Origin of the sequence: Paraburkholderia sp. SOS3 (assembly GCF_001922345.1) — a bacterium.
GTDB lineage: Bacteria > Pseudomonadota > Gammaproteobacteria > Burkholderiales > Burkholderiaceae > Paraburkholderia.
The window spans coordinates 3,383,991-3,406,729 of record NZ_CP018811.1 but is presented as its reverse complement, the minus strand read 5'-3'; the positions used below and the strand labels follow the sequence as shown (position 1 = coordinate 3,406,729).

Sequence of the window (22,739 nt, the reverse complement as noted above, 5' to 3'; positions counted from 1 at the left end):
GGTGCGCAGTGAGCGCGAGACGCGCCCGCTTCGACACCTGCTTCGATTCGCGTTGCTGTTCATGCCGCGGTTTGCGCTCCGGTTGCGAATGCAAGCAGCGTCTGCTTGCCGTGAAAATCGCGGCTTGAACGTTACGCATGAGGACAGTTGCGTCGCTATTTCGATTGCCGGTTCTGAAGCACCGCGTCGAATCGGTCCGCAAATCATGGGCTAACCACGGCCAGCATCAAAGCCCGGATGCCGGCTCCCAAGCAAACCCGACTCGAAGCACGAATTGCAGCCCCGAACTGCAGCTCCGAATCGCGCTGCGAAATCTGCGCAACGTGTTATCACGCTACTTTAAGAACGTGTTGTAACTTCGCTTCCCCACGCCTGTTCGCATGCCGGTCCGCGTTTTCGCCGGGGCTGGCGCCCGCGTTATACTCTGCCCATGCCTTTATCTCCGTTGGAAAGCCGGCTGCGCTACGAATTTCGCAATGCGGAATTGCTGCGCCAGGCTCTCACTCATCGCAGTCATAGCGCCACGCATAACGAACGGCTCGAGTTTCTCGGCGACTCCGTTCTCAATTGCGCGGTGGCGGCACTTTTGTTCCAACGGTTCGGAAAGCTCGACGAAGGCGATTTGTCGCGGGTGCGGGCCAATCTCGTCAAGCAGCAATCGCTTTACGAAATCGCTCAGGCCCTCAATATTTCCGACGGACTTCGCCTCGGCGAGGGCGAGTTACGCAGCGGCGGTTTCCGCAGGCCGTCGATCCTCGCGGATGCGCTCGAGGCGATTCTCGGCGCCATTTTCCTCGACGGCGGCTTCGAGGCCGCGCAGACGGTCATCAAGCGGTTGTACGTGCCGATTCTCGACCATATCGATCCGCGCACGCTGGGCAAGGATGCGAAGACATTGCTGCAGGAATACCTGCAGGGTCACAAGATTGCGCTGCCCACCTACACCGTCGTCGCCACCCATGGTGCGGCGCACAATCAGCAGTTCGAAGTCGAATGCGCGGTGCCGAAACTCGACGTCAAGGTGTCCGGTTCCGGTGCGAGCCGGCGCGCGGCCGAGCAGGCTGCCGCGAAAAAGGCGCTCGACGAGGTGATGGCGGCGGCGCCGGCCGTCGTCGCGAAGCCGAAGCGGTCGAAAAGCGGGCGCGCCGCGAAAAGCGCCGAAGCGGAAATCGTCCCGGGCGTAACCGGCGTGCAGACAGCGCTCGATCTGCGTGCGCCGGACCTGCGCAAAGCCGAGCGCGCGGCGCGCGGCGAAGCGAAGGCAGCGGCTGAAACGCTCGCCGAACGGGTTGCACCGGCGGCAGCGGCGAGTCAGGCGGCACCGCTCGCGGTGATTCGTGCGGCGCATGTCGAATACAGCCAGGCTCAAGGCAGCGCCGGCGGCACGGGCGGCAGCACCGATAAAGCGGAAAAAGCGGACAAGTCGGAAAAGCTCGAGAGAACGGGCGACAAGGGCGCGGAGCGGTCTGACGACAAGCTCGCGCGCGGCGAAAAAGCCGACCGCGCCGACCGGCAGACCGAGCGGACCGATGCGGCGACGCGTCCACCGGACATGCCCGGCGACGCGATCGAAGCTTCGAGTCGTCAGGGCGAGAAGGGGGTGGACAAGCCGGAAGCCGTCGTGCTCACTGCCGACAGGGCGACCGAGAGGCCATCGGACAAAGCTGTAGACACGCCTGCCGACAAAGCTGCGGACAAACCCGCGGACAAAGCGGCCGACAAACCCGCAGACAAAACAGATAAAGCAGACAAACCCGTCGAAAAAGCCGCTGACAAGGTTGAACGTCCCGCCGATCGAGCCGTTGATCGGCCCGCAGACCGAGCTGGAGACAAATCCGCCGACAAGCCCGAACCCGCTGCCCGCGCAGCCAGCGCAAGCGGAAACACGAGCGGAAACGCAACCCCGAATGCTACGGACCGGGATAACCCGGCTGACAGGTTCGAAGCCGCCGCACGCAGCACCGAAAAGATAACGGCCCGCAGCCGTGACGCCGCTGGCGCGGCAACGGCCGAAGCGGACCCCGAACCCGGCGTCGCGAACGCGCTGCATACGCGCGTTGCCGACGCGGGCCATTGATCCACCACGATTGCTCCCGACTGATTCACGCGTTTGACCTGACCGAACATCGTCGTCGTGCCGCCCGTTTCTGCTTTCACCGCGACCGCATTGCGCGAGCGCGATGCAATGCACGGTGGCCGGGTCAGTCGCAGCGTAGCCCCGAATATGAACACGCCCACTACACCAGGATTTCGTTGCGGCATGGTTGCCATCGTCGGCCGCCCCAACGTCGGCAAGTCGACGCTGATGAACGCGCTCGTCGGCCAGAAAGTCAGCATCACGTCGCGCAAGGCGCAGACCACGCGCCACCGCATCACGGGCATCCGCACGCTCGACGACGCGCAGTACATCTTCGTCGATACGCCCGGTTTCCAGACGCGCCACAGCGGCGCGCTGAACCGCTCGCTGAACCGTGCGGTCACGTCGACGCTGACGTCCGTCGACGCGGTGCTCTTCGTGATCGAAGCGGGCCGCTTCGGACCCGACGACCAGCAGGTGCTCGATCTGATTCCGCGATCGGCGCCGACGCTGCTGATCGCGAACAAGCTCGATCGCGTGAACGACAAGGACACACTGTTCCCGTTCATGCAGAAGATGGCGGGCTTGCGCGAGTTCAGGGAAATCGTGCCGCTGTCGGCGAAGAATCCCGACGACATCAAGCGGCTCTTCGAGACGGTGAAGCCGTATCTGCCGGAAGGCGAGCCGATCTACGGCGAAGACGATCTGACCGATCGCAGCGAGCGCTTCCTTGCGGCCGAGATTCTGCGCGAGAAAGTGTTCCGCTGGACCGGCGACGAATTGCCGTACACCAGCACGGTGATCATCGACAAGTTCGAGGCCGAAGGCCGCCTGCGGCGCATCTTCGCCACGATTCTCGTCGAGCGCGATTCGCACAAGGCGATGATCATCGGCCAGAAGGGCGCGAAGCTGAAGCAGATCAGCACCGAGGCGCGTCTCGATATGGAAAAGCTGTTCGACGGCCCCGTGTACCTCGAGACCTTTATCAAGGTGAGGAGCGGGTGGGCCGACAACGAAGCCGGACTGCGCGCGTATGGGTACGAATGACGCATGGATGACGCTGCCGCCGGAACCAGAGTCTGATCCGCCGCAGGAGCGTGCCGCTCGCGCTTGTGCGTCCGAGCCGGCAAGCGCGGACGCGCCCGCTCGCGGTCGCGCGAAGCGCACGACTTCTTCGACCTCTTCGGCATCGAGCAAGTCGAAGAAGTCTGCCGCGACGCGCACGGCCGGCGACGATTTCGCCGACGAAGCGCTGCTCGAAGCCCGCGATCAGGCGACCCGCGATGCAAGCGCAAGCCAGCGGCCCGGCGACGAACCGGCGCGCGCCGCGTCGCGCGCAGCCAGGCCCGCACGCCGCGCGTCATCACGCGCGCCTGCCTCCGAATACCGCATCTCCGAACAGCCGGCCTTCGTTCTGCACAGCTATCCGTATCGCGAAACCAGCCTGATTCTCGATGTGCTGTCGCGCGACCACGGTCGCCTCGCCTTGATCGCGAAAGGCGCCAAGCGCCCGCATTCGGCCCTGCGCGGCGTGCTGCAGACCTTCCAGCCGCTCTCGCTCGCATGGACCGGCAAGTCCGAGATGCGCACGCTGACGGGCGCCGAGTGGGTCGGCGGCATGCTGCCGCTGGCCGGCGACGCGCTGCTGTGCGGTTTCTACGCGAACGAACTGCTCGTCAAGTTCTGTGCGCGCGAAGATCCGCATCCGCAGCTGTTTCACCACTATGTGGTGACACTCACGCGCCTCGCGCACGACGAGCCGCCCGTGCAGGTGCTGCGTTCGTTCGAGCGCGTGCTGCTGCGCGAGACCGGATACGCGATGTCGCTCGATCGCACCGCCGCGCGCCGGCCGGTCGTGCCGGGCGGCCACTACGTGTTCGATCCGGAACGCGGCGTGCGTGACGCATCCGACGATCTGCCCGCGCAATGGCCCGTGGTATCGGGTCAGACCTTGCTCGATATGGAGCAGGACGATTACCATCGTGCGCAGACGGTTGCGCAAAGCAAGACGCTGATGCGCTTCCTGCTCAACACTTACCTTGGCGGCACGCCGCTCGCGACGCGCCAGATCCTGATCGACCTGCAGAACCTATGAGCTTCTTTCTCACGTCGCCGAACGTGATCGACCTGGGCGTCAACATCGACCACGTTGCCACGCTGCGCAATGTGCGCGGCACTTCCTACCCCGATCCGATCCGCGCGGCCCTGACGGCCGAAGAGGCGGGCGCCGACGCGATCACGCTGCATCTGCGCGAGGACCGCCGGCACATCGTCGACGCCGACGTGCGCGCATTGCGTGCGCGGCTGAACACGCGGATGAACCTCGAATGCGCGGTCACGCAGGAGATGCTCGATATCGCGTGCGACGTGCGGCCGCACGATGTCTGCCTCGTGCCGGAAAAACGCGCCGAACTGACTACCGAAGGCGGTCTCGACGTCGCCGGCCGCTTCGATGCGGTGCGCGATGCGTGCGGGCAGCTGGCCGACGCCGGCTCGCGCGTCTCGCTCTTCATCGACGCCGACGACGCGCAGATTCGCGCCGCTCACGAAGCCGGCGCGCCCGTCATCGAACTGCATACCGGCGCTTATGCCGAAGCGCACGACGAAGCCGCGCAACGGCGCGAATACGAGCGCGTCGTGCAAGGCGTCGAACTGGGCCGCTCGCTCGGGCTCAAGGTCAACGCGGGGCACGGCCTGCACTACACGAACGTGCAGCCGATCGCGGCGATCGAAGGGATCGTCGAACTGAACATCGGCCACGCGATCGTTGCGCACGCAATCTTCGCCGGCTGGGATAACGCGGTGCGCGAGATGAAGGCGATCATGGTCGCCGCGCGTCTTGCTGCACGGGCCTGAGCGAAACGCGGGCGGCTTCATGGCGATCTATGGCATCGGTACCGACGTCGTGCAGGTGAGCCGCGTGGCGGCCGTGATGGAGCGCACGGGAGGCCGGTTCGCGGAAAAAGTGCTCGGCCCCGACGAGCTGCGCGTCTATCACGCGCGCAACGCGCGGTCCGCGGTGCGCGGTCTCGCGTTTCTCGCCACGCGCTTCTCGGTGAAGGAAGCGTTTTCGAAGGCGATCGGGCTCGGCATGCATTGGCCGATGACATGGCGCGCGCTGCAAACGCTCAACGAAGCGGGCGGCAGGCCGTATATCGTCGCCTCGGGCGAACTTGCCGAGTGGCTCGCCGAGCGCGGCATTACCGCACGCGTGACGCTGTCCGACGAACGCGACTATGCGGTGTCGTTCGTGATCGCGGAGACCGGCGCACAGTCCGGCGCCGAGTCCGGTGCGCAGACGGGTGCGTAGCCCGGCGTTCGCCGCGGTGCGCAGTCCGGCGAGCGCGCGGCCGTTGCATCGTTTGTCTGTTTCTTCTGTTTGTTCTGTTCTCTCCGTTCCTTCCGTTTCCGCCCAATGAAGAAAACCTCTGCTGGACCGGTCATGCTCGACGTCGTCGGCAAGACGCTCAACGCGGCCGACAGGCGCCGTCTCGCGCATCCGATGACCGGTGGCGTGATCCTGTTTGCGCGGCACTTCGAAAGCCGCACGCAGCTCGTCGCGCTGACCGATGCGATCCGCGACGTACGCGACGACCTGTTGATCGCCGTCGATCACGAGGGCGGCCGCGTACAGCGCTTTCGCACCGACGGCTTCACGGTGCTGCCGTCGATGGGCAAGCTCGGCGCGCTGTGGGACGACGACGTGCTGCACGCGACGAAGGTCGCGACCGCGGTCGGCTATATCCTCGCGGCCGAACTGCGCGCGTGCGGCATCGATATGAGTTTCACGCCGGTGCTCGACCTGAACTACGGGCAATCGCAGGTCATCGGCGACCGCGCGTTTCATCGCGACCCGCGCGTCGTGACGATGCTCGCGAAGAGCCTCAACCACGGGCTCGCGCTTGCCGGCATGGCGAACTGCGGCAAGCATTTCCCGGGGCATGGCTTTGCGCAGGCGGATTCGCACGTCGCGGTGCCCGTCGACGAACGCAAGCTCGACGAGATTCTGGCCGAAGACGTCGCGCCCTACGACTGGCTTGGCATGTCGCTCGCGTCGGTGATTCCCGCGCATGTGATCTATCCGCTCGTCGATTCGAAGCCGGCCGGTTTTTCGCGCGTCTGGCTGCAGGACATCCTGCGTGGCGCGCTCGGCTTCACGGGTGCGATCTTCAGCGACGATCTGTCGATGGAGGCCGCGCGCCAGGGCGGCACGCTGACCGAGGCCGCGAGCGCCGCGCTCGAAGCAGGCTGCGACATGGTGCTGATCTGCAATCAGCCCGAAGAAGCCGGAAAGGTGCTCGACGCGCTGCACGTCAAACAATCGAAGGCATCGCGCCGGCGTATCAGGCGCATGCGGCCGCGCGGCAAGGCGCCGACGTGGGACAGGCTCGTCGAGGAACCGGAGTATCAGCGCGCGCAGGCGCTGTTACAGGACGCGTTTGCGTGAACACCGCATTTAAGATTGCATGAAACACGGCACGAAGGCCCGCTGAACGGCTAAGCCGGGCCGAACAAAAGGAAAGGCGCAAGCTCGACCGCTTGCGCCTTTCTTCGTCTTGCCCACTGCGTGTGCAACCCCCGTCAGCCCCGCCCCCGGTCAGTTCAACCGCATGCGCTGCAGCTTGTTGTACAGCGTCTTCGGACTGATCCCGAGCAGCGATGCTGCGCGATGGCGCGTGCCGCCGACCGCGTCGAGCGTCGCGCGAATCAGCATTTCTTCGACATCGGCGAGCGGCGTGCCGACCGTCACCTGCACGCGGCCGCCGTTCAGATCGCGCCCGCCGATGCCGTGCGTTTCGTCGGCGCGCAGCGTTTCGATCACATCGCCCGATGCCTGATACGCGCGCCGCACACGCTCCTGCAACTCGCGCACATTGCCCGGCCATTCATACGCGAGACACTCGCGCAGGAAATTGGGCGAAATGAGCTTCGTCGCATCGGCGACGCCGCGTGCATTTGCTTCGCGATTCAACTCGTCGACGACCGCCTCGGCAAAGAGCGCCGGGTCGTCGCCGCGCTCGCGCAGCGGCGGCAGCGACAGTGCGGCCGCTTCGAGACGCAGGCCGAGGTCTTCGTGCAGCGAGCCGTCCGACACTGCGGCACGCGGATTCTTGCGCGTCGACGCGATCAGGCGGAAATCGGTCACGACCTGGTTCGTGCCGCCGACGCGCATAAAGGTCTGCGAGTCGAGCGCGCGCAGCAGCGCTTCCTGCTGCGCACGCGGCAGCAGCGCGATTTCGTCGATAAACAGCGTGCCGCCGCTCGCCTGTTCGAACAGGCCCGGCTCGCGCTGTTCGGCACCGCTGAACGCGCCGCGCTCGTGGCCGAACAGCAGGCTGTCGAGCGGCCGTCCGCCACCGACGGCTGCCGCCGCGCGGCAGTCGAACACGATAAACGGTCCTTTGCGACGCCGGCTCATTTCGTGCAGCGTGCGCGCGGCGACTTCCTTGCCGGTGCCTGCTTCGCCGGAGATCAGCACCGCGGCCTCGGTTGGCGCGACGTGCTCGATCGTGTCATAGATATGCTGGATCGCGCCGCTGCGGCCGATCATCGGGCCGAAGCGACCCATATGGCGTAGTTTTGCGCGCAGCGTCCGCACTTCCTCGGTCAGCTCGTACGGCCGCGGGATGCGCGCCAGCAGGCTGCGCAGTCGCGGAATGTTGACGGGCTTCAGCAGGTAGTCCCAGATGCCGTGCCGCAATCCCTCGATCGCGCTCTCGACCGTCGCGTTGCCGGTCATCACGATGACGGGCAACGCGCCGCCTGGCGGCTGCGCCGGCAGGTGCTGCAGCAGATCGAGGCCGCTGCCGTCGGGCAGATTCAGGTCCACGAGCACGACGTCCGGGATAAAGCGCGTCAGCGCGGCACGGGCTTCAGCGAGCGTGATAGCGGTGTCGACCGAAAAGCCATCGGCGGCCAGGATCGCCGAGAGGCCGGACAGGCTATTGGGATCGTCTTCGACAATCAGGGCATGTGGCATAACGAGCGCAATTTTTCAAAGGGACGGAAACCCGCCGCGCCGGATATCCGGACGCATGCGGGGCACGGTATCGGGCTGGTGCTGTCAGTCGAATTTCGGACGCGGCGTCTCGACGCTTATCTGTTCTGGTCCTGTTGCCTCCGGTAACGCTCATGAACCCTGTTCTGTATGGCTCGTTTGTCTCGCTGCGCTGGCGGTCCGTCGACAGGTCCAGCCCGAGCGCCATATGCGCCGACCGTGCGTGCCGGACGCGGCGCGGATCTGGCCGCGCAGCCGGGGCGGCGTCCGGACATGAACCGACTTGCGTTCCGGTCGGGCGCACGACTCGCTGCTTTTTTTCCGGCGGCCACGTGCGCCTACTGCTACGCGCACGGATTACTGCATGAAACGGCATCTGACTCGACTACGATTCGCCGACTGACTCGACGACTACAGCTCGCGATTAGCATCGAAGAAGCGGCGCACTTCGAGTTCCGCCTCGTCGCGGGTTTTGCCGTAACGTTCCTGGATCAGACCGGCCAGCTTGTCTGCGCGGCCCTCGGCCTTCGTCAGTTCGTCGTCGGTCAGTTCACCCCAGGCCGTCTTCGCCTTACCCATGATCTGCTTCCACTTGCCTTCAGCGATGTCATTGTTCATTGAGACCTCCCTTGTGTTCAATGAACCGCCCTGAAATCCGGGCGGTTGGCTCGTACCTAAGCAGAGGACGTGCCAGACCGACAATATGCTGCAGAATCAATGGCTCGACGTTTGGACGGCCCGGTCAGCTGTGCAAATTTGCATCAATTTCCGGTAAAGATTTCCACCACCATACACGGTCGTGGAAAAAAGAAAAAGCGCCCAAAAAGGGCGCTTTCGCGAGAGAGAACGACGCGCAGCGTCGCTCTCAGGAAGCCTGCGCTTTACTTACGCGCGGCTGCGATACTCGTGCGTGCGCGTATCGATTTCGATCTTGTCGCCGATATTGCAGAAGAGCGGCACCTGCAGTTCGAATCCGGTGTTCAGCTTGGCATTCTTCAGCACCTTGCCCGACGACGTGTCACCCTTGACCGCCGGCTCCGTGTAGACGATTTCGCGGACCAGCGTGGTCGGCAGTTCGACGGAAATCGCCTTGTCGTTGTAGAAAACGACTTCGCACGCCATGCCGTCCTGGAGGTAGTTCAGCGCGTCGCCCATCATTTCCGCTTCGACTTCGTACTGGTTGTAATCGGCGTCCATGAACACGTACATCGGGTCGGCGAAATACGAATAGGTGACTTCCTTGCGGTCGAGCACGACGACGTCGAATTTGTCGTCGGCCTTGTAGACCGTTTCCATGCCCGCGCCCGTCAGCAGGTTCTTGAACTTCATCTTGACGACGGCGGCATTGCGGCCCGACTTGTTGTATTCGGCCTTCTGCACGACCATTGCGTCGTTGCCGATCATCACGACGTTGCCGGTGCGGAGTTCTTGAGCAATCTTCATAAAACTGTCCTGTACGAAATATTGTGCTTCACGTTGCTTGCCCAGCGGCATGCCGTGGTTCGGTCAGCCTCGGTTCGGCCTGCCTTTGGTTAATGCGCTGGTTCAATATGCGGGTTAATACAGATCGATACGGATTCAAGCCGGGCTTTATCAGGCAAAAACCGGGAAAAACCGGCAAAAACAGCTAAAGCCGGCGGGGGCCGTTGGCTAACCGTTTATTTTAACTGAGATTTTGCGTATTCCGCCAGATTTCCGGCGAGATCACCGGCGCGCGCGAGTTCGCGCGCCCATTGTTCGGCGCGTGCCGTCAGCGCCGGCAGGTGATGCGCGAAATCGGCCCACAGCGTGGCCCAGTCGGCCGCGCCGACGCCGTTCCACGCGTGCCAGAAGCGCGTCAACGCATCGCGCGCGGCGGCCGGCAGCGCAGGGGGCTGCTCGTCGGGCGCGCAGCGCGGCGCCGAGCCCACGTAGTGCGCGAGCGCGGCGTCGAGCTTGGGCAGATGCGCGTCGTCCGCTTGAGGATAGATATGCCAGACGAAAGGGCGTGCGGCCCACTGGGCACGCACGAATGAGTCTTCGCCGCGCACAAAATTCAGATCGCTTGCCCACAACAGACGGTCATAGCCGGGCTGCTCGGTGAACGCGAGCGCATGCGCGGTGAGGCTGCCACGCGTCGCGTGGGTGCCCGCCGCGAACGACGGCAAGCCGAAGAAGCGCGCAAGCGCGCCCGAAATGCGGCCTTTGGGCACGAGCAGCACGACCGGCGCGCGCGCGTCGCGCCATTGTTCGAGCAGCGCGTCGACGGCCGGATTTTCATAGGCGAAAAGCGAAATCACGGTCGCGCCGGCGGCAGGCGGCGGGATGCCGGCCGTCTCGCGCCACCATTGAGCGCGCGTCGTTGCGGACGCTTCGAATGCGGCGCGTTGCGCGTCGAGATCGCGTTCCTTGAGCACGCCGCCGGTGCCGGGCGCGAGGCCCGGAAAGAAAAACGTCTTCACGAGCGGGTAACGCGGATGCGGCGATGGCCGCAGATGGAAATCGGCGACCCAATCTTCGGCGCTCAGATATTCGAGGTTGATCCATACCGGTGCGCTCGCGCGGCGCGCCATCGCCGCGACATAGACCGGCGGCAGTTCGCACGCGAACGCCTCGATCACGACATCGGCCACTTCGAGCGTATCGCCCGCATGCGCGGGCTCGTGCCAGTGTTCGACGACGATGCCCTGCACGGTCTGGCGCGCACGCTCCGTCTCGACGGCCGGGCACAGCGCGTGGAACGCGCGCAGATCGTCGACGAACACGCGTACCTGCCAGCCGTGTTCGGCCGCGAGCTGGCGCGCGAGGCGCCAGCAGACGCCGATATCGCCGAAGTTGTCGATGACCGCGCAAAAGATATCGCAGGCGAGCGTCGCGTTTCGCGCGCCGGCCGGCGCCGGTTGCGTGCCGGCGTGCGCGGACGATGGCGGCGGTTGTTGCGTGCCCGAACCGTGCGGCGTTCGCGAAGCGCGGCGGACGGCGGGATGCGAAGCCGGATGCGAAGCGGGATGGGAAGCGGGATGGGAAGCGGAAGCGGCGGCGGACATGGCGGCGGGGGCCCGTGAACCGCGCGGGCGCGACAGGATCGGAATGTTCTAAACTGGCGATTCTAAGTCCAATTACCGCCCGCGCGCGGCATACAGTCCGATCCTGCATGGCCCATTCCGACGCTTCCGCCACTCCAGAAGACTTCGAGCCGAAAAAAGTGCTCGCGCAATTGCCGCATCTGCCGGGCGTGTATCGCTATTACGATGCGAGCGGCGCCGTGCTGTACGTCGGCAAGGCGCGCGACCTGAAAAAGCGCGTGTCGAGCTATTTCACGAAGACGCTGCTGTCGCCGCGCATCGCGATGATGGTCACGCGCATCGCGCGCATCGAGACGACGGCGACGCGCTCCGAAGCCGAAGCGTTGCTGCTCGAGAACAATCTGATCAAGGCGCTTGCGCCGCGCTACAACATTCTGTTCCGCGACGACAAGTCGTATCCGTATCTGAAGCTGACTGGCCATCGGTTTCCGCGCATGGCGTACTACCGTGGCGCGGTGGACAAGAAGAATCAGTACTTCGGACCGTTCCCGAGCGCATGGGCCGTGCGCGAGAGCATCCAGATCCTGCAGCGCGTGTTCCAGTTGCGCACCTGCGAAGACTCCGTGTTCAACAATCGCACGCGGCCGTGCCTTCTGCATCAGATCGGCCGCTGCACGGCGCCGTGCGTCGGGGCGATCGGCGAGGAGGACTATGCGCGCGACGTATCGAACGCGTCGCGCTTTCTGCTTGGCCGCCAGTCGGAAGTGATGAGCGAGCTCGAGCAGAAGATGCATGCGTTCGCAGCCGAACTGAAGTTCGAACAGGCCGCCGCGGTGCGTAACCAGATGAGCTCGCTATCGACGGTGTTGCATCAGCAGGCGATCGAGGTCGGTGGCGACAACGACGTCGACATCCTCGCGGTCGTGGCGCTCGGCGGACGCGTCTGCGTCAACCTCGCGATGGTGCGCGGCGGCCGGCATCTTGGCGACAAGGCATATTTCCCGGCGCACGTCGAGAGTGCGCTGGCGGTCGATGAAGGCGGGCTCGGCGACGACGATGCGGACGATGTCGCGGCATTGACCATGACGGCGGACCTCGCCGCTGCCGAAGCCGGCGGCGACGCACTCGACGCGCTCGACGTGCTCGAAGCGCTTCGATCGGCAGAATCGGACGAAGATGGGTCGCAGGACGAAGCAAACGCGATCGGTGCCGTCGACACGGATGCTGCGGACGAAGCCGCGGCGAGCGATGCGAACGAGACGAACGAGACAGACGAGACAGACGACGACATCATGCCCGTCACCGCAGCCGCAGCCGCCGCCGGCACATCGGCATCGACGACGCGCGCCCGCTCGCGCATGCCGGGTATCGAATCCGAAGTGCTCGAAGCCTTCATCGCGCAGCATTATCTCGGCAACCGCATCCCGCCGGTGCTCGTCGTGAGCCACGCACCCGCGAACCGCGAGCTCGTCGATCTGCTCATCGAACAGGCCGGCCACAAGGTCGCCGTGCTGCGCCAGCCGCAAGGCCAGAAGCGCGCGTGGCTCGCGATGGCCGAGCAGAACGCGCGCCTCGCGCTCGCGCGGCTGTTGTCCGAACAAGGCTCGCAGCAGGCGCGCACGCGCGCATTGGCGGACACGCTGAGCCTCGAATTCGAAGACCTCGCGAAGCTGCGTATTGAATGCTTCGACATCAGCCATACGATGGGCGAGGCGACGCAGGCGTCATGCGTCGTTTATCACCATCACAAGATGCAGTCGTCCGAATACCGGCGCTACAACATCGCCGGCATCACGCCCGGCGACGACTACGCGGCGATGCGCCAGGTGCTGACGCGCCGGTACGAGAAGATGGTCGCGCAGGCCGCGGCGAATGCCGCCGACGAAGCCGTGACCCTGCAAACCGAAGCGGCTGCGGACCCGCTCGTCACGCCCGATGCGGCCGAGCCCGTCGCCGCGGGCGGCACGTTGCCGAATATCGTGCTGATCGACGGCGGCAAGGGGCAGGTCGAAATCGCGCGCCAGGTGTTCAACGAACTGGGGCTCGATCTCGGCATGCTGGTCGGCGTGGCGAAAGGCGAGGGGCGCAAGGTTGGTCTCGAAACGCTCGTATTCGCCGATGGCCGCACGGCGCTCGAGCTCGGCAAGGAAAGCGCGGCGCTGATGCTCGTCGCGCAGATCCGCGACGAGGCGCACCGCTTCGCGATCACCGGCATGCGCGCGAAACGCGCGAAAACACGGCAGACGTCGCGGCTCGAAGAACTCGAAGGCGTCGGCGCAAAACGCCGTCAGCGCCTGCTCGCGCGCTTTGGCGGCTTGCGCGGCGTCGTTGCGGCGAGCGTCGAGGACCTGGCGAGCGTCGAAGGCATTTCGCGCGCGCTCGCCGAGCAGATTTACCGGCAACTGCATTGAGCCTGCCGGCGCGCGCTAGCGTGCGCCGGACTTCGCGTCGCCTGATGTTTGTTGGCTTGTAGCTGTCTCATTGAGACGGCACAATTGCAACTCCATTTTTCAAAAGCCTGTCGCTGCCCATGCCGTTCAATTTCCCGATCTTTCTGACGTGGCTGCGGATCGTGCTCATTCCACTTGTCGTGGGCGTGTTTTACCTGCCTAACACCATGATGAGTGCCGAGCACCGCAATCTGGCGGCAATGGTCATTTTCATTCTGGCGGCGCTGACCGACTGGTTCGACGGCTATCTCGCGCGCAAATGGAACCAGACCTCGGCATTCGGCGCGTTTCTGGATCCCGTCGCCGACAAACTGATGGTCACCGCGGCGCTGCTTGTGCTCGTCCAGCTCGCGCGGCTCGACGCGGCGATCGCGCTCGTCATCGTCGGCCGCGAAATCGCGATTTCGGCACTGCGCGAGTGGATGGCGCAGATCGGCGCATCGAAGAGCGTCGCGGTGAATTCGCTCGGCAAGTTCAAGACCGCGTGCCAGATGGTCGCGATTCCGATGCTGCTGCTTTACGCACCCGTGCCGTTTCCAGGCGGATTCGTGCTCGACACGCGCGTGTGGGGCGTATGGCTCATTTATCTCGCCGCGGTGCTCACGATCTGGTCGATGCTTTATTACATGAAGCTCGCGTGGCCGCAGATTCGCGAGCGCGGCGGCGCGGTCTGAGGTGCGGTCTCGTCCGTGACTTTGCGCGTACCTTTGCGAGCGGTCCGACGCAATCTGAATGAGCCGTTTCCGGACACGGTAAGGCTCGCCGCAGGCGCGCCGCAAAAAGGGTTGACACGTTTCAGTGCTTTATACATAATCTCGTCTCTCCGGTGCAGGCGGTTCTGAATTTCGATGCGCTGGAAGAGAAGCAAAAGCAGGAAGCAAAAAGCAGCAGATGCAATGCGGGAGTAGCTCAGTTGGTAGAGCGCAACCTTGCCAAGGTTGAGGTCGCGAGTTCGAGACTCGTCTCCCGCTCCAGAATTCGAAGCGGCGTTCCGAAGGCAGAAATCGTGCGGCGCTTCAGGTGTTAAAGCAGCAGTGCAAAAGCAACACACTGCAAAGGTGCTCGTTTGAGCGGTTTTGCAGGATCGCGCGGGAGTAGCTCAGTTGGTAGAGCGCAACCTTGCCAAGGTTGAGGTCGCGAGTTCGAGACTCGTCTCCCGCTCCAGCAATAAAGGGAAGCAAGCTGGGGAAGCGAAGCTTCCCTTTTTGTTTGGTGCTTTTTTGTTCAGAGCAGTTGTTCTGCAGGCCGGTGGGCCAATCACATCATCTGCGGACCGTTGCATGTGCATCATGCATGTGCGAATTGACTAACGTGTCCAGGTTCCGCAGTCCGCTTACGGCGCGATAGCAAAGCGGTTATGCAGCGGCCTGCAAAGCCGTTTAGACCGGTTCGACTCCGGTTCGCGCCTCCAGAAAAGCAAAGCCCTGATCCAGAATGAACTGGTCAGGGCTTTTCTTTTTCCACCGTGGCCGCCTTCGTTCGACCCCCTTGTTCCGCACGACTGTCTCGCGCACGATTGTCATCGTGCCATTCGCGTTACCGTATTCGACAAGAAACGAAATGCGCTTCCTGCGATATCTGAGCCTGCTGATTGCCGCGCTAGCGGTGCTCGCGCCCGCCGCTCACGCGCTCGAGATGCCGAACAAGTTCGCACTCGACGCAGCGCTATGGCTCGCGGTGCAACAGCATCTGTATCGCGGCTGGGGACCGTTGGTGGGTGCGCCGACTGAAATCATGGGTCTGCTGATCAATACTGCGCTCGCGTGTGCGAGATCGGCCCGACGCGAGCACAGACGCGCTTCGGCGCTCGCCGCGTGTGCCTATGCGGGCATGCTCGGGGTCTTCTGGATATTCAATGCGCCCGTCAATGCCGCAGTCGCAACGTGGACGCCCGCGACGTTGCCGCTCGATTGGCCGTCCTATCGATTGCGCTGGGAAACCGGCCATGCGAGTGCCGCAGTCTTGTCCGTGGTCGCGCTCGTCGCCGTGCTCTACGGTTATGTGAGCGCGCGTGGTCATGTCTTTGGCGAACGCCGGTAGACCGCGCGTCGATACCTGCGCATACCCCAGGCGGATGGTCGATCACAATGCGGCGTCGCCACGGCATAATCCCCGATTCCGCAAGCCCTTTGCCACATGCCTTTTCGATGACAACCATGTCCGATCCGCAACAACGCGCTACAAAGCCGGCGCCGCCATTCGACTGGCGCTGGAAAGCCTTCGACGATCTGACCAACGTCGAGGTCTACGAGATGCTCGCCGCGCGCAGCGCGGTTTTCGTCATGGAGCAGAACTGTCTGTATGGCGACATCGACGGACTCGATCGCGGCGCGTGGCATCTGCTCGCGTACGGTTCCGATGCAACGGGCGCGAGGCTTGCCGGCTATTTGCGCGTGCTATTGCCCGACGCTGAAGAAGCGGATATCCGCATCGGCCGCGTGTTGACCACGGCCGACTTTCGCGGCGTCGGCCTGGGCAAGGCGATGCTTGAACGTACGTTGGGCCATATCGATGCGCAGTGGCCGGGCACGCCGATCCGTCTGCATGCACAGGCGCATTTGCAGGCGTTCTACGGCGCGTATGGTTTCGAGCCGATTTCGGACGTCCACGAGGAAGACGGCATCCCGCACGTCTGGATGCGTTCGGCCTGACAGCACCGATGCGGCGCGCGACGCATGAAGATCGTCGCGCGCGACGTGCTTACGGGCGCGAACCGTCAGTTAGTCTGCGCCGGCGATTTGACGGAAAACGCGGTATCGACGGTCTCGCCGTCCGAAAAATGCAGCTTCAGATGCACGGTGTCGCCGGGCGCGATCTTGTGCTTCGCATCTTCGAGCATCACGTGATATCCGCCCGGCGAGATTTGCGCTTCGCCGTGCGGCGGCACGGTGAGCTTGTCGACCATCACCATTTTCTGCGTCGAGCCGTTCGACACCGTTTGATGCAGCATCGCGCTGCCATAGTCGGCGCTCGAGATATCGACGAGGTCGATCGGCTTGTCGCTACTATTTGCGAGTGTCACGTAGCCGGCGGCGGGCAGGTTGTTCGGCAGCCAGCGGACCCACGCGTTCTTCACCGCGATCGACTGCGCGGCGCCGGCCGCATAAGCAGGCGCGCCGGCGGCGAACATCAGCGCGAGCGACAGTGCGACGGTTTGCGTCAGCTTCGGCGCGAAGTCAAAGCGATGCATCGAAGAGGTCAGTGGTCTCATATTTGTTGGTCATCGTGGGAACAGGAACAGGAACAGGATACGCGGCGCAATGCATCACGAGCGCGCCTCGATGATACGGCGCAGATCCTGCGCGATCTGATCAGGCGTGTCCTGATCCGTGGCGAGCAGCCGCGCATGGCCTTGTGCATCGAAAATATAGACGGCCGAACTATGCGTGACTTCGTAATTGCCGTTCGGGTCGCGCTTTTCCATCTGATACGCAACGCGATAGCGTTGTGCGAGCGATTCGATCTGCGCATCGCTGCCGGTCAGGCCGCGCGCATGCTGCGCATCGAACGCACCGACATAGTCGTGCAGCGCTTGCGGCGTATCGCGGGCCGGGTCGACGGTCACGAACAGAATGCGCACCTGTTGCGCGTCGGGGCCGAGCTTGCCGAGCACTTGCATCAAACGGGCCATGGTTTCCGGGCACACGTCGGGGCAATGCGTGTAACCGAAGTAGACGAGCGTCGTCAGACCTTTGAACGAGTCGCCGGTGACCGGCTTGCCGTCGTCGCCGGTCAGCGAGAACTGGAGGTCGGGCAAATGGCCGGTCACGTCGGTCAGATGCCATGGCGTGTCGTCGTGCGAGCAGGCCGTGAGCGCGCCTGTCATGCACAGCGCGACCGTCAGCATGGCGAGGCCGCGAGCGGGCATACGCCATGCGCGCAACGAGCGCACCCTGCGCACCGTGCGCCACGCGCACAAGCGGGCGAACATGAAACGTGTGAACGAAGATGCGGGGAACAAAGGCTTTATCACCGACTCGATTGAAGGATGGACGCGAAGGACGGGCGTCGGAACCGCAGCAAGCAGGGCGGCGAAAACGCGGCGACAACGCGGCAAAGCGCGGCAAAAGCGCAGCAAAAGCGCAGCAAAAACGCGAGCCGGCCCAACATGTTCGACAGTTCCGTCAAAACGGAATCGACGACAATCCGGCAACAATGCGGTTTGCGGCGGAGGCAGAAACTGTAGCGCATTTTCCGAAGCCGCGTCACGCGCGGACCGCCCGACGCGGCCTGAGAGGCAATATGACGCAGCAGCTGAAAGCCACATGAAGCCGGATTGTTCCGTTTTTGAACGAAATTCACATGTGTCCGCTTATAGTTCGCCTACGACGCATCGGACAAATTGCGGCGGCGTCTTGCCGAGTCCAGGCGTCTCGATAAATCGACCGATGCGCGGTAAGATGCGCGTTCTTTTCCGGCTGAAAGCAGCCGAAAGCTGCTGAAAGGCAAGACATATCGATGCAAGCACCTCCCGTAGCCTTCGCCCCCACCGAATACGCGTTCTTCTTCGACTTCGACGGCACGCTCGTCGAACTCGCGCCGACGCCGGACGGCGTGCTCGTGCCGCCCGACGTGCCGGCCCTGCTGACCGAGTTGCGCACGTTGACCAACGGCGCGGTCGCGGTCGTGTCGGGCCGCGGCATCGGCAGCATCGACGGCTTCCTGAGCCTGCCGGACCTGCCGATCGCCGGTTTGCACGGCGCCGAGCGGCGCGATGCGAACGGCGACACGCAGCGCATCGGCTTCAACGACGACCGGTTACTGCGCATGGAGCAGGTGCTCGCTGGTGTGGTCAACGACAATCCCGGCATGCTGCTCGAGATCAAGGGCGCATCGCTCGCGCTTCACTACCGCAACGCGCCGGACCGCGAGCCGGTTGCGCGCGCGGCGACCGCGCGGCTCGTTGCCGATTATCCGGGCGCGTACGTGCTGCAACCGGGCAAGATGGTCTACGAGATCAAGCCGAAGGACGTCGACAAGGGCCGCGCGTTGCGCGCGTTTCTCGACGAGCCGCCGTTCGCGGGCCGCAAGCCCGTGTTCGCCGGCGACGACCTGACCGACGAAAAGGGCTTCGCGGTCGTCAACGAAACGGGCGGCGTTTCGATCAAGGTCGGCGGCGGCGATACGATCGCGCGCACGCGCCTCGATTCGGTCGGCGCGCTGCACCAGTGGCTCGCGGCAATCGTGGCGGCGGCGCGCGGTGGCGCGTCATGAGCCGTCTCATCATCGTATCGAACCGCGTCGCGCCGATTTCCGAAGGCGGTCCTGCGGCGGGCGGCCTCGCGGTCGGCGTCTACGACGCGCTGAAGGAAACCGGCGGCATGTGGTTCGGCTGGAGCGGCGACGTGCTCGCCGCGGGGCAGCCGCAAATCAAGCTCGAAGAGCGCGGCCCCGTGACGTTCGCGACGATCGGCCTCGCGCGGCGTGATTACGATCAGTATTACCGCGGCTTTTCGAACGCCACGCTATGGCCCGCGTTTCATTACCGCGCCGATCTGCTGCAGTACGACCGGCACGATTTCGAAGGCTATTGCCGCGTGAACGCGTGGCTCGCGCAACAGCTCGTGCCGCTGTTGCGCGCCGACGATGTGATCTGGGTGCACGACTATCACCTGATTCCGTTTGCTCAGGCGCTGCGCTCGGCGGGCGTGACGAACCGCATCGGCTTCTTTCTGCATATTCCGTTTCCCGCTTCTCAAGTGCTGCTCGCCGTGCCGCCGCATCGCGCGCTCGTCGAGGCGCTGTGCTCGTTCGATCTGCTCGGGTTCCAGACCGCCCCCGACTTGCGTTCGTTCTGCGATTACATCGTCAACGAGGCGGGCGGCAGCATCGATTTGCGCCCCGCGGCCGCGGCCGAACCGCTGCGGATACACGCGTTCGGTCGCACGTTGCGCGCGGCTGCGTATCCGATCGGCGTGTATCCGGACGAGATCGCCGAACTCGCGAAAGCGGGCGAGCGCGGCAAGCCGGTGCGCACGATGAAAGCGACGCTGCACAAGCGCAAGCTGATCATGAGCGTCGACCGGCTCGATTATTCGAAAGGGCTCGTCGAGCGCTTCCGCGCGTTCGAGCGGCTGCTCGATCAGACGCCCGCGCAGCGCAACAACGTGTCGTTCCTGCAGATCGCGCCGCCGACGCGCGCGGACATGCACGCGTATCAGGAAATCCGGCTGCAGCTCGAAAGCGAGTCGGGCCGCATCAACGGCCGCTTCGCGGAGCTCGACTGGACGCCGATTCTCTATATCCACCGGCAGTACGAGCGTTCGGTGCTCGCGGCGCTATTCCGCACGGCGCACGTCGGCTATGTGACGCCGCTGCGCGACGGCATGAACCTCGTCGCAAAGGAATATGTGTCCGCTCAGGATCCGGAAAGTCCGGGCGTGCTCGTGTTGTCGCGCTTCGCGGGCGCGGCGCAGGAATTGACCGGCGCGCTGATCGTGAACCCGGTCGATATCGACGACATGGCCGATGCGCTCGCCGAGGCGCTGGCGATGCCGCTTGCCGAGCGGCAGGCGCGGCATCGGGACATGATGACGCAGTTGCGCGAGAACAATGTGTCGGTGTGGCGCGACAACTTCATGCGCGATTTGCAGCGTGCCGAGCCATTGCCGGCTCTTTCGCATCTCACGGATGGCGACGAGACGCCGCATCGAATCGACGACGAGCGCGCGGACGTGACGGGCTGATCCGCGAGCGCGCGAGCAAGAGGTGCGTGGCCGTACGCGGCCCGAAGCGACCCAAAGCGACCCAAAGCGACCCCAAACGAAAAAGCCGCTTCGAACACCAGGTTCGAAGCGGCTTTTTTTCGGTCGCGCGCGGCGATCAGGCCACGTGCTGCTCGTCGACCTTCTTGCTGCCGCCGATATGCAGCGTCGTCGTCTTGCCGTACTGTTTCGCGAGCAGGTCGCGATAGAGGCCTGGACGATTGCGCAGTTCTTCCGGGCTGCCGTCGTCGATGACCTTGCCCGCGCTCATCACGATGATCCGGTCGAAGTTGTGCAGCGTCGACAGGCGGTGCGCGATCGCGATCACCGTGCGGCCGACCATCAGCCGGTCCAGTGCCTTCTGGATCGCTTCTTCCGACGCGCTGTCGAGTGCCGAGGTCGCTTCGTCGAGCAGCAGGATCGGCGAGTCTTTCAGAATCGCGCGCGCAATCGCGATGCGCTGACGCTGACCACCGGAAAGCTTCACGCCGCGGTCGCCGACGATCGTGTCGAAACCTTCCGGCATGGCTTCGATGAAGTCCGTGCAGCGCGCGTCGCGCGCCGCCGCTAGCACTTCCTCGCGCGATGCCTCGGGCCGGCCGTACGCGATGTTTTCGTAAATCGTCCGATGCAGCAGCGAAATATCCTGAGGCACGAGCGCGATCGCATGGCGCAGGCTGTCCTGCGTAATTGCGCCGATATCCTGGCCGTCGATCCTGATCTTGCCGCCCTGCGGTTCGTAGAAACGCTGCAGCAGCGCGAGCACGGTCGACTTGCCGGCGCCGGACTTGCCGATCAGGCCGACACGCTGGCCCGGCTCGATGTTCAGATCGAAGTGATCGAGAATCGGCCGGCGCTTCGGATAGGCGAACGTGACCTGCTCGAACGTGACGCGGCCGCCTTGCGGCACGAGTTCGGCCGCATCGTTGTGGTCCGGCATGCCGTGCGGCTCGAGCAGCGTCTTGACCGCTTCGGCAAGACGCGCCACGTGCTGCGTGACGTCGACGAGCGCCACCGCGAGGTCGCGCGTGCCGTGCAGGATCGTGAAGCCGAGCGAACTGACGAGCACGATGTCGCCGGAGGTCGCGCGGCCCTGGTCCCAGAGCCACAGCGCCCAGCCGAGCAGCCCCGCGGACAGCAGCGCGGTGATCACCGCGTGCAGCAGGCGCAGCCGCTCGAGATAGAGCAGGCTATTGCGCCGTGCGTCCATTTCGGCCTTGACGGTCGAGCCGAAGCGCTTCTGCTCGCGAAAGGTCATGCCGAACGCGCGCACCAGCGACATATTGCTGATCACGTCGACGAGCTCGCCGTCGACGGCCGCAGCGCGCGTGGCGAACGCCTGGTGACGCGCCGAGCCGCGGCCGGCGAGCTTGTACAGCACGAAGGCGAGAATGGCCGAACAGGTAAGCAGCGCGGCGGCCATCAGCGGATTCACCGCGATGATCATGACGATCGCGCCCATCACCGCGATGCACGGCGGCAGCACGTTCCACGCGGTGGTGTTTTCGGCGGTGTACACGGCGTTGGACGTCGCGGTGATGCGGCTCGCGAGCGTGCCGGGCTGCTTCTCGGCGTAATAGGTTGGCGAGTGACCGCTCAGATACTGAAACAGGTCGCGGCGCAGATCGCCGGTGACCACCACGAACGTGTGGGCGGCGAACCAGCCGCCGACGCGCCAGAGCAGGTTGTCGGCGGCAATCAGGCCGACGAGGATCGCGAACGCGCCCCACAGCGGGCCCGGATGGTGGCGGCCCTGGCTCAGGACGTCGATCAGATGTTTGATCGCGTATTGCGACGCAAGCGCGCAGCCGACTGCGGCGAACACGCTTGCCAGCACCACCGAGTGTGCAAACGGATGGCGGCGGATGAAGCGAAACAGGAACGCAAGCGGCCGCTCCGCATAGCTCGCGAGCTTTGCGTTGTGGGCATTACGCTGGGCGATGGTGAGATGTTCCAATTGGGCGTGCTGTCGATTGAAGTCGGGTTAGGTCATCGGTCACGGGTAGCCTCGTAACACAGCGTAGGTTCCGCATTGTAAACATGCAAAAGCGAATTAGGCCCTCGGAAAGACGAAATCCGGACACGTCACACGCGATTCATTTTGAGATGTCACGCGCACAACGTCGGTTCGCGAAACCCACTACCGGTGCAGGCGAGCGAGCGAATCACGGTCTTTTCGGGATACAATTACAGTTTGCATTCAATGCCGTCCGCCGGGGGGTCGTGATGCGGCGCGTTATACGCGCTGGCGCAACCTCCGCGGAAGCCCTCTGACCGGGCATGCAACCAAAGCATTTCGAAGCAGCGTCGAAGCACAAACGGGGCCTGCACAGGCGCCTGCCGCGATTCATGACGGTGGTGCGCAACGGTCGAACCCGGGTCCAGCTCGGGTGGCAGGCCCGATCGTGCGATGGGTTGCGACCGGAGTTGCGAGTGCGTCCGAAAGTGGGACGGAAACCGCATCGAAATCGCACGTCCGGGAGGACGCGCAGCTACAGGCTCTTA

18 protein-coding genes, 3 tRNA genes and 1 pseudogene are annotated in these 22,739 nt (G+C 64.3%); 15 read left to right on the top strand and 7 right to left on the bottom strand.

The genetic code is table 11. From position 1 onward, the window contains the following. Window positions 1-430: 430 nt before the first annotated feature. The 6 genes and pseudogenes from rnc to nagZ all read left to right on the top strand — a co-directional run. Window positions 431-1,954, top strand: a pseudogene (gene rnc, locus BTO02_RS15200) (ribonuclease III); the annotation flags it as partial. 270 nt (window positions 1,955-2,224) lie between these two features. Next, window positions 2,225-3,124, top strand: a complete 900-nt coding sequence (gene era, locus BTO02_RS15195; protein WP_075158893.1) for a GTPase Era — start codon at window positions 2,225-2,227, stop codon at window positions 3,122-3,124. Continuing rightward, entirely contained in the window at window positions 3,111-4,172 is a 1,062-nt protein-coding gene (gene recO / locus BTO02_RS15190; RefSeq protein WP_156883835.1) for a DNA repair protein RecO, read from the top strand. Before era ends, recO begins: the two co-directional genes overlap by 14 nt. Beyond that, window positions 4,169-4,933: a pyridoxine 5'-phosphate synthase gene (gene pdxJ, locus BTO02_RS15185; RefSeq protein WP_075157736.1), complete on the top strand. Its 765-nt coding sequence runs from the start codon at window positions 4,169-4,171 to the stop codon at window positions 4,931-4,933. The genes recO and pdxJ overlap by 4 nt, the downstream gene beginning before the upstream one ends. Before the next feature lie 19 nt (window positions 4,934-4,952). Next, the gene (gene acpS / locus BTO02_RS15180; RefSeq protein ID WP_075157735.1) at window positions 4,953-5,387 is read left to right on the top strand and encodes a holo-ACP synthase; all 435 of its coding nucleotides are present in this window, start codon (window positions 4,953-4,955) and stop codon (window positions 5,385-5,387) included. Between the two features lie 132 nt (window positions 5,388-5,519). Next, the gene (gene nagZ, locus BTO02_RS15175) at window positions 5,520-6,524 is read left to right on the top strand and encodes a beta-N-acetylhexosaminidase (RefSeq protein WP_198039149.1); all 1,005 of its coding nucleotides are present in this window, start codon (window positions 5,520-5,522) and stop codon (window positions 6,522-6,524) included. A 150-nt stretch (window positions 6,525-6,674) separates the two neighbouring features. Here nagZ and BTO02_RS15170 read toward each other — a convergent pair whose 3' ends face one another. The 4 genes from BTO02_RS15170 to earP all read right to left on the bottom strand — a co-directional run bounded on the left by BTO02_RS15170 (window position 6,675) and on the right by earP (window position 11,101). Next, window positions 6,675-8,057 (bottom strand): sigma-54-dependent transcriptional regulator, encoded by a 1,383-nt coding sequence (locus BTO02_RS15170; protein ID WP_075157733.1) that lies wholly within the window; start codon window positions 8,055-8,057, stop codon window positions 6,675-6,677. A 429-nt stretch (window positions 8,058-8,486) separates the two neighbouring features. Further along, a complete protein-coding gene (locus BTO02_RS15165; protein ID WP_075157732.1) occupies window positions 8,487-8,693 on the bottom strand; it encodes a CsbD family protein in 207 nt (68 codons plus the stop codon). A gap of 267 nt (window positions 8,694-8,960) precedes the next feature. Continuing rightward, the gene (gene efp / locus BTO02_RS15160; protein ID WP_075157731.1) at window positions 8,961-9,518 is read right to left on the bottom strand and encodes an elongation factor P; all 558 of its coding nucleotides are present in this window, start codon (window positions 9,516-9,518) and stop codon (window positions 8,961-8,963) included. A 215-nt stretch (window positions 9,519-9,733) separates the two neighbouring features. Continuing rightward, complete coding sequence (earP, locus tag BTO02_RS15155; RefSeq protein WP_083615135.1) at window positions 9,734-11,101, bottom strand: elongation factor P maturation arginine rhamnosyltransferase EarP; 1,368 nt, start codon at window positions 11,099-11,101, stop codon at window positions 9,734-9,736. A 107-nt stretch (window positions 11,102-11,208) separates the two neighbouring features. Between earP and uvrC the strand changes: the two genes are divergently transcribed. The 7 genes from uvrC (at window position 11,209) to BTO02_RS15120 (ending at window position 16,181) form a co-directional block, all read left to right on the top strand. After that, complete coding sequence (gene uvrC, locus BTO02_RS15150) at window positions 11,209-13,491, top strand: excinuclease ABC subunit UvrC (RefSeq protein WP_075157730.1); 2,283 nt, start codon at window positions 11,209-11,211, stop codon at window positions 13,489-13,491. A gap of 119 nt (window positions 13,492-13,610) precedes the next feature. Then, window positions 13,611-14,204 carry a CDP-diacylglycerol--glycerol-3-phosphate 3-phosphatidyltransferase gene (gene pgsA, locus BTO02_RS15145; protein WP_075157729.1) on the top strand — a complete coding sequence of 198 codons (594 nt, stop codon included), beginning with the start codon at window positions 13,611-13,613 and terminating at the stop codon, window positions 14,202-14,204. A gap of 224 nt (window positions 14,205-14,428) precedes the next feature. Next, a tRNA-Gly gene (locus BTO02_RS15140) sits at window positions 14,429-14,504 on the top strand. 114 nt (window positions 14,505-14,618) lie between these two features. After that, window positions 14,619-14,694 (top strand) — tRNA-Gly (locus BTO02_RS15135). Window positions 14,695-14,867: 173 nt separating this feature from the next. Beyond that, window positions 14,868-14,941, top strand: a tRNA-Cys gene (locus tag BTO02_RS15130). Window positions 14,942-15,090: 149 nt separating this feature from the next. After that, window positions 15,091-15,570, top strand: coding sequence for a hypothetical protein (locus BTO02_RS15125; RefSeq protein WP_075158891.1), 480 nt, complete (start codon window positions 15,091-15,093; stop codon window positions 15,568-15,570). Between the two features lie 116 nt (window positions 15,571-15,686). Continuing rightward, window positions 15,687-16,181 carry a GNAT family N-acetyltransferase gene (locus BTO02_RS15120; RefSeq protein ID WP_075157728.1) on the top strand — a complete coding sequence of 165 codons (495 nt, stop codon included), beginning with the start codon at window positions 15,687-15,689 and terminating at the stop codon, window positions 16,179-16,181. Between the two features lie 65 nt (window positions 16,182-16,246). Here the strand turns inward: BTO02_RS15120 and BTO02_RS15115 are convergent, their stop codons facing one another. Together BTO02_RS15115 and BTO02_RS15110 are read right to left on the bottom strand one after the other, a co-directional pair. Continuing rightward, window positions 16,247-16,720 carry a copper chaperone PCu(A)C gene (locus tag BTO02_RS15115; RefSeq protein ID WP_075157727.1) on the bottom strand — a complete coding sequence of 158 codons (474 nt, stop codon included), beginning with the start codon at window positions 16,718-16,720 and terminating at the stop codon, window positions 16,247-16,249. A 75-nt stretch (window positions 16,721-16,795) separates the two neighbouring features. After that, the gene (locus BTO02_RS15110) at window positions 16,796-17,377 is read right to left on the bottom strand and encodes an SCO family protein (RefSeq protein ID WP_075158890.1); all 582 of its coding nucleotides are present in this window, start codon (window positions 17,375-17,377) and stop codon (window positions 16,796-16,798) included. Between the two features lie 611 nt (window positions 17,378-17,988). Here BTO02_RS15110 and otsB point away from each other — a divergent pair. Together otsB and otsA are read left to right on the top strand one after the other, a co-directional pair. Next, window positions 17,989-18,744, top strand: coding sequence for a trehalose-phosphatase (gene otsB, locus BTO02_RS15100; protein WP_075157725.1), 756 nt, complete (start codon window positions 17,989-17,991; stop codon window positions 18,742-18,744). Next, window positions 18,741-20,216 (top strand): alpha,alpha-trehalose-phosphate synthase (UDP-forming), encoded by a 1,476-nt coding sequence (gene otsA / locus BTO02_RS15095; protein WP_232243367.1) that lies wholly within the window; start codon window positions 18,741-18,743, stop codon window positions 20,214-20,216. Before otsB ends, otsA begins: the two co-directional genes overlap by 4 nt. 136 nt (window positions 20,217-20,352) lie before the next feature. Here the strand turns inward: otsA and BTO02_RS15090 are convergent, their stop codons facing one another. Continuing rightward, window positions 20,353-22,191 carry an ABC transporter ATP-binding protein gene (locus BTO02_RS15090; RefSeq protein ID WP_075157724.1) on the bottom strand — a complete coding sequence of 613 codons (1,839 nt, stop codon included), beginning with the start codon at window positions 22,189-22,191 and terminating at the stop codon, window positions 20,353-20,355. Window positions 22,192-22,739: the final 548 nt, after the last annotated feature.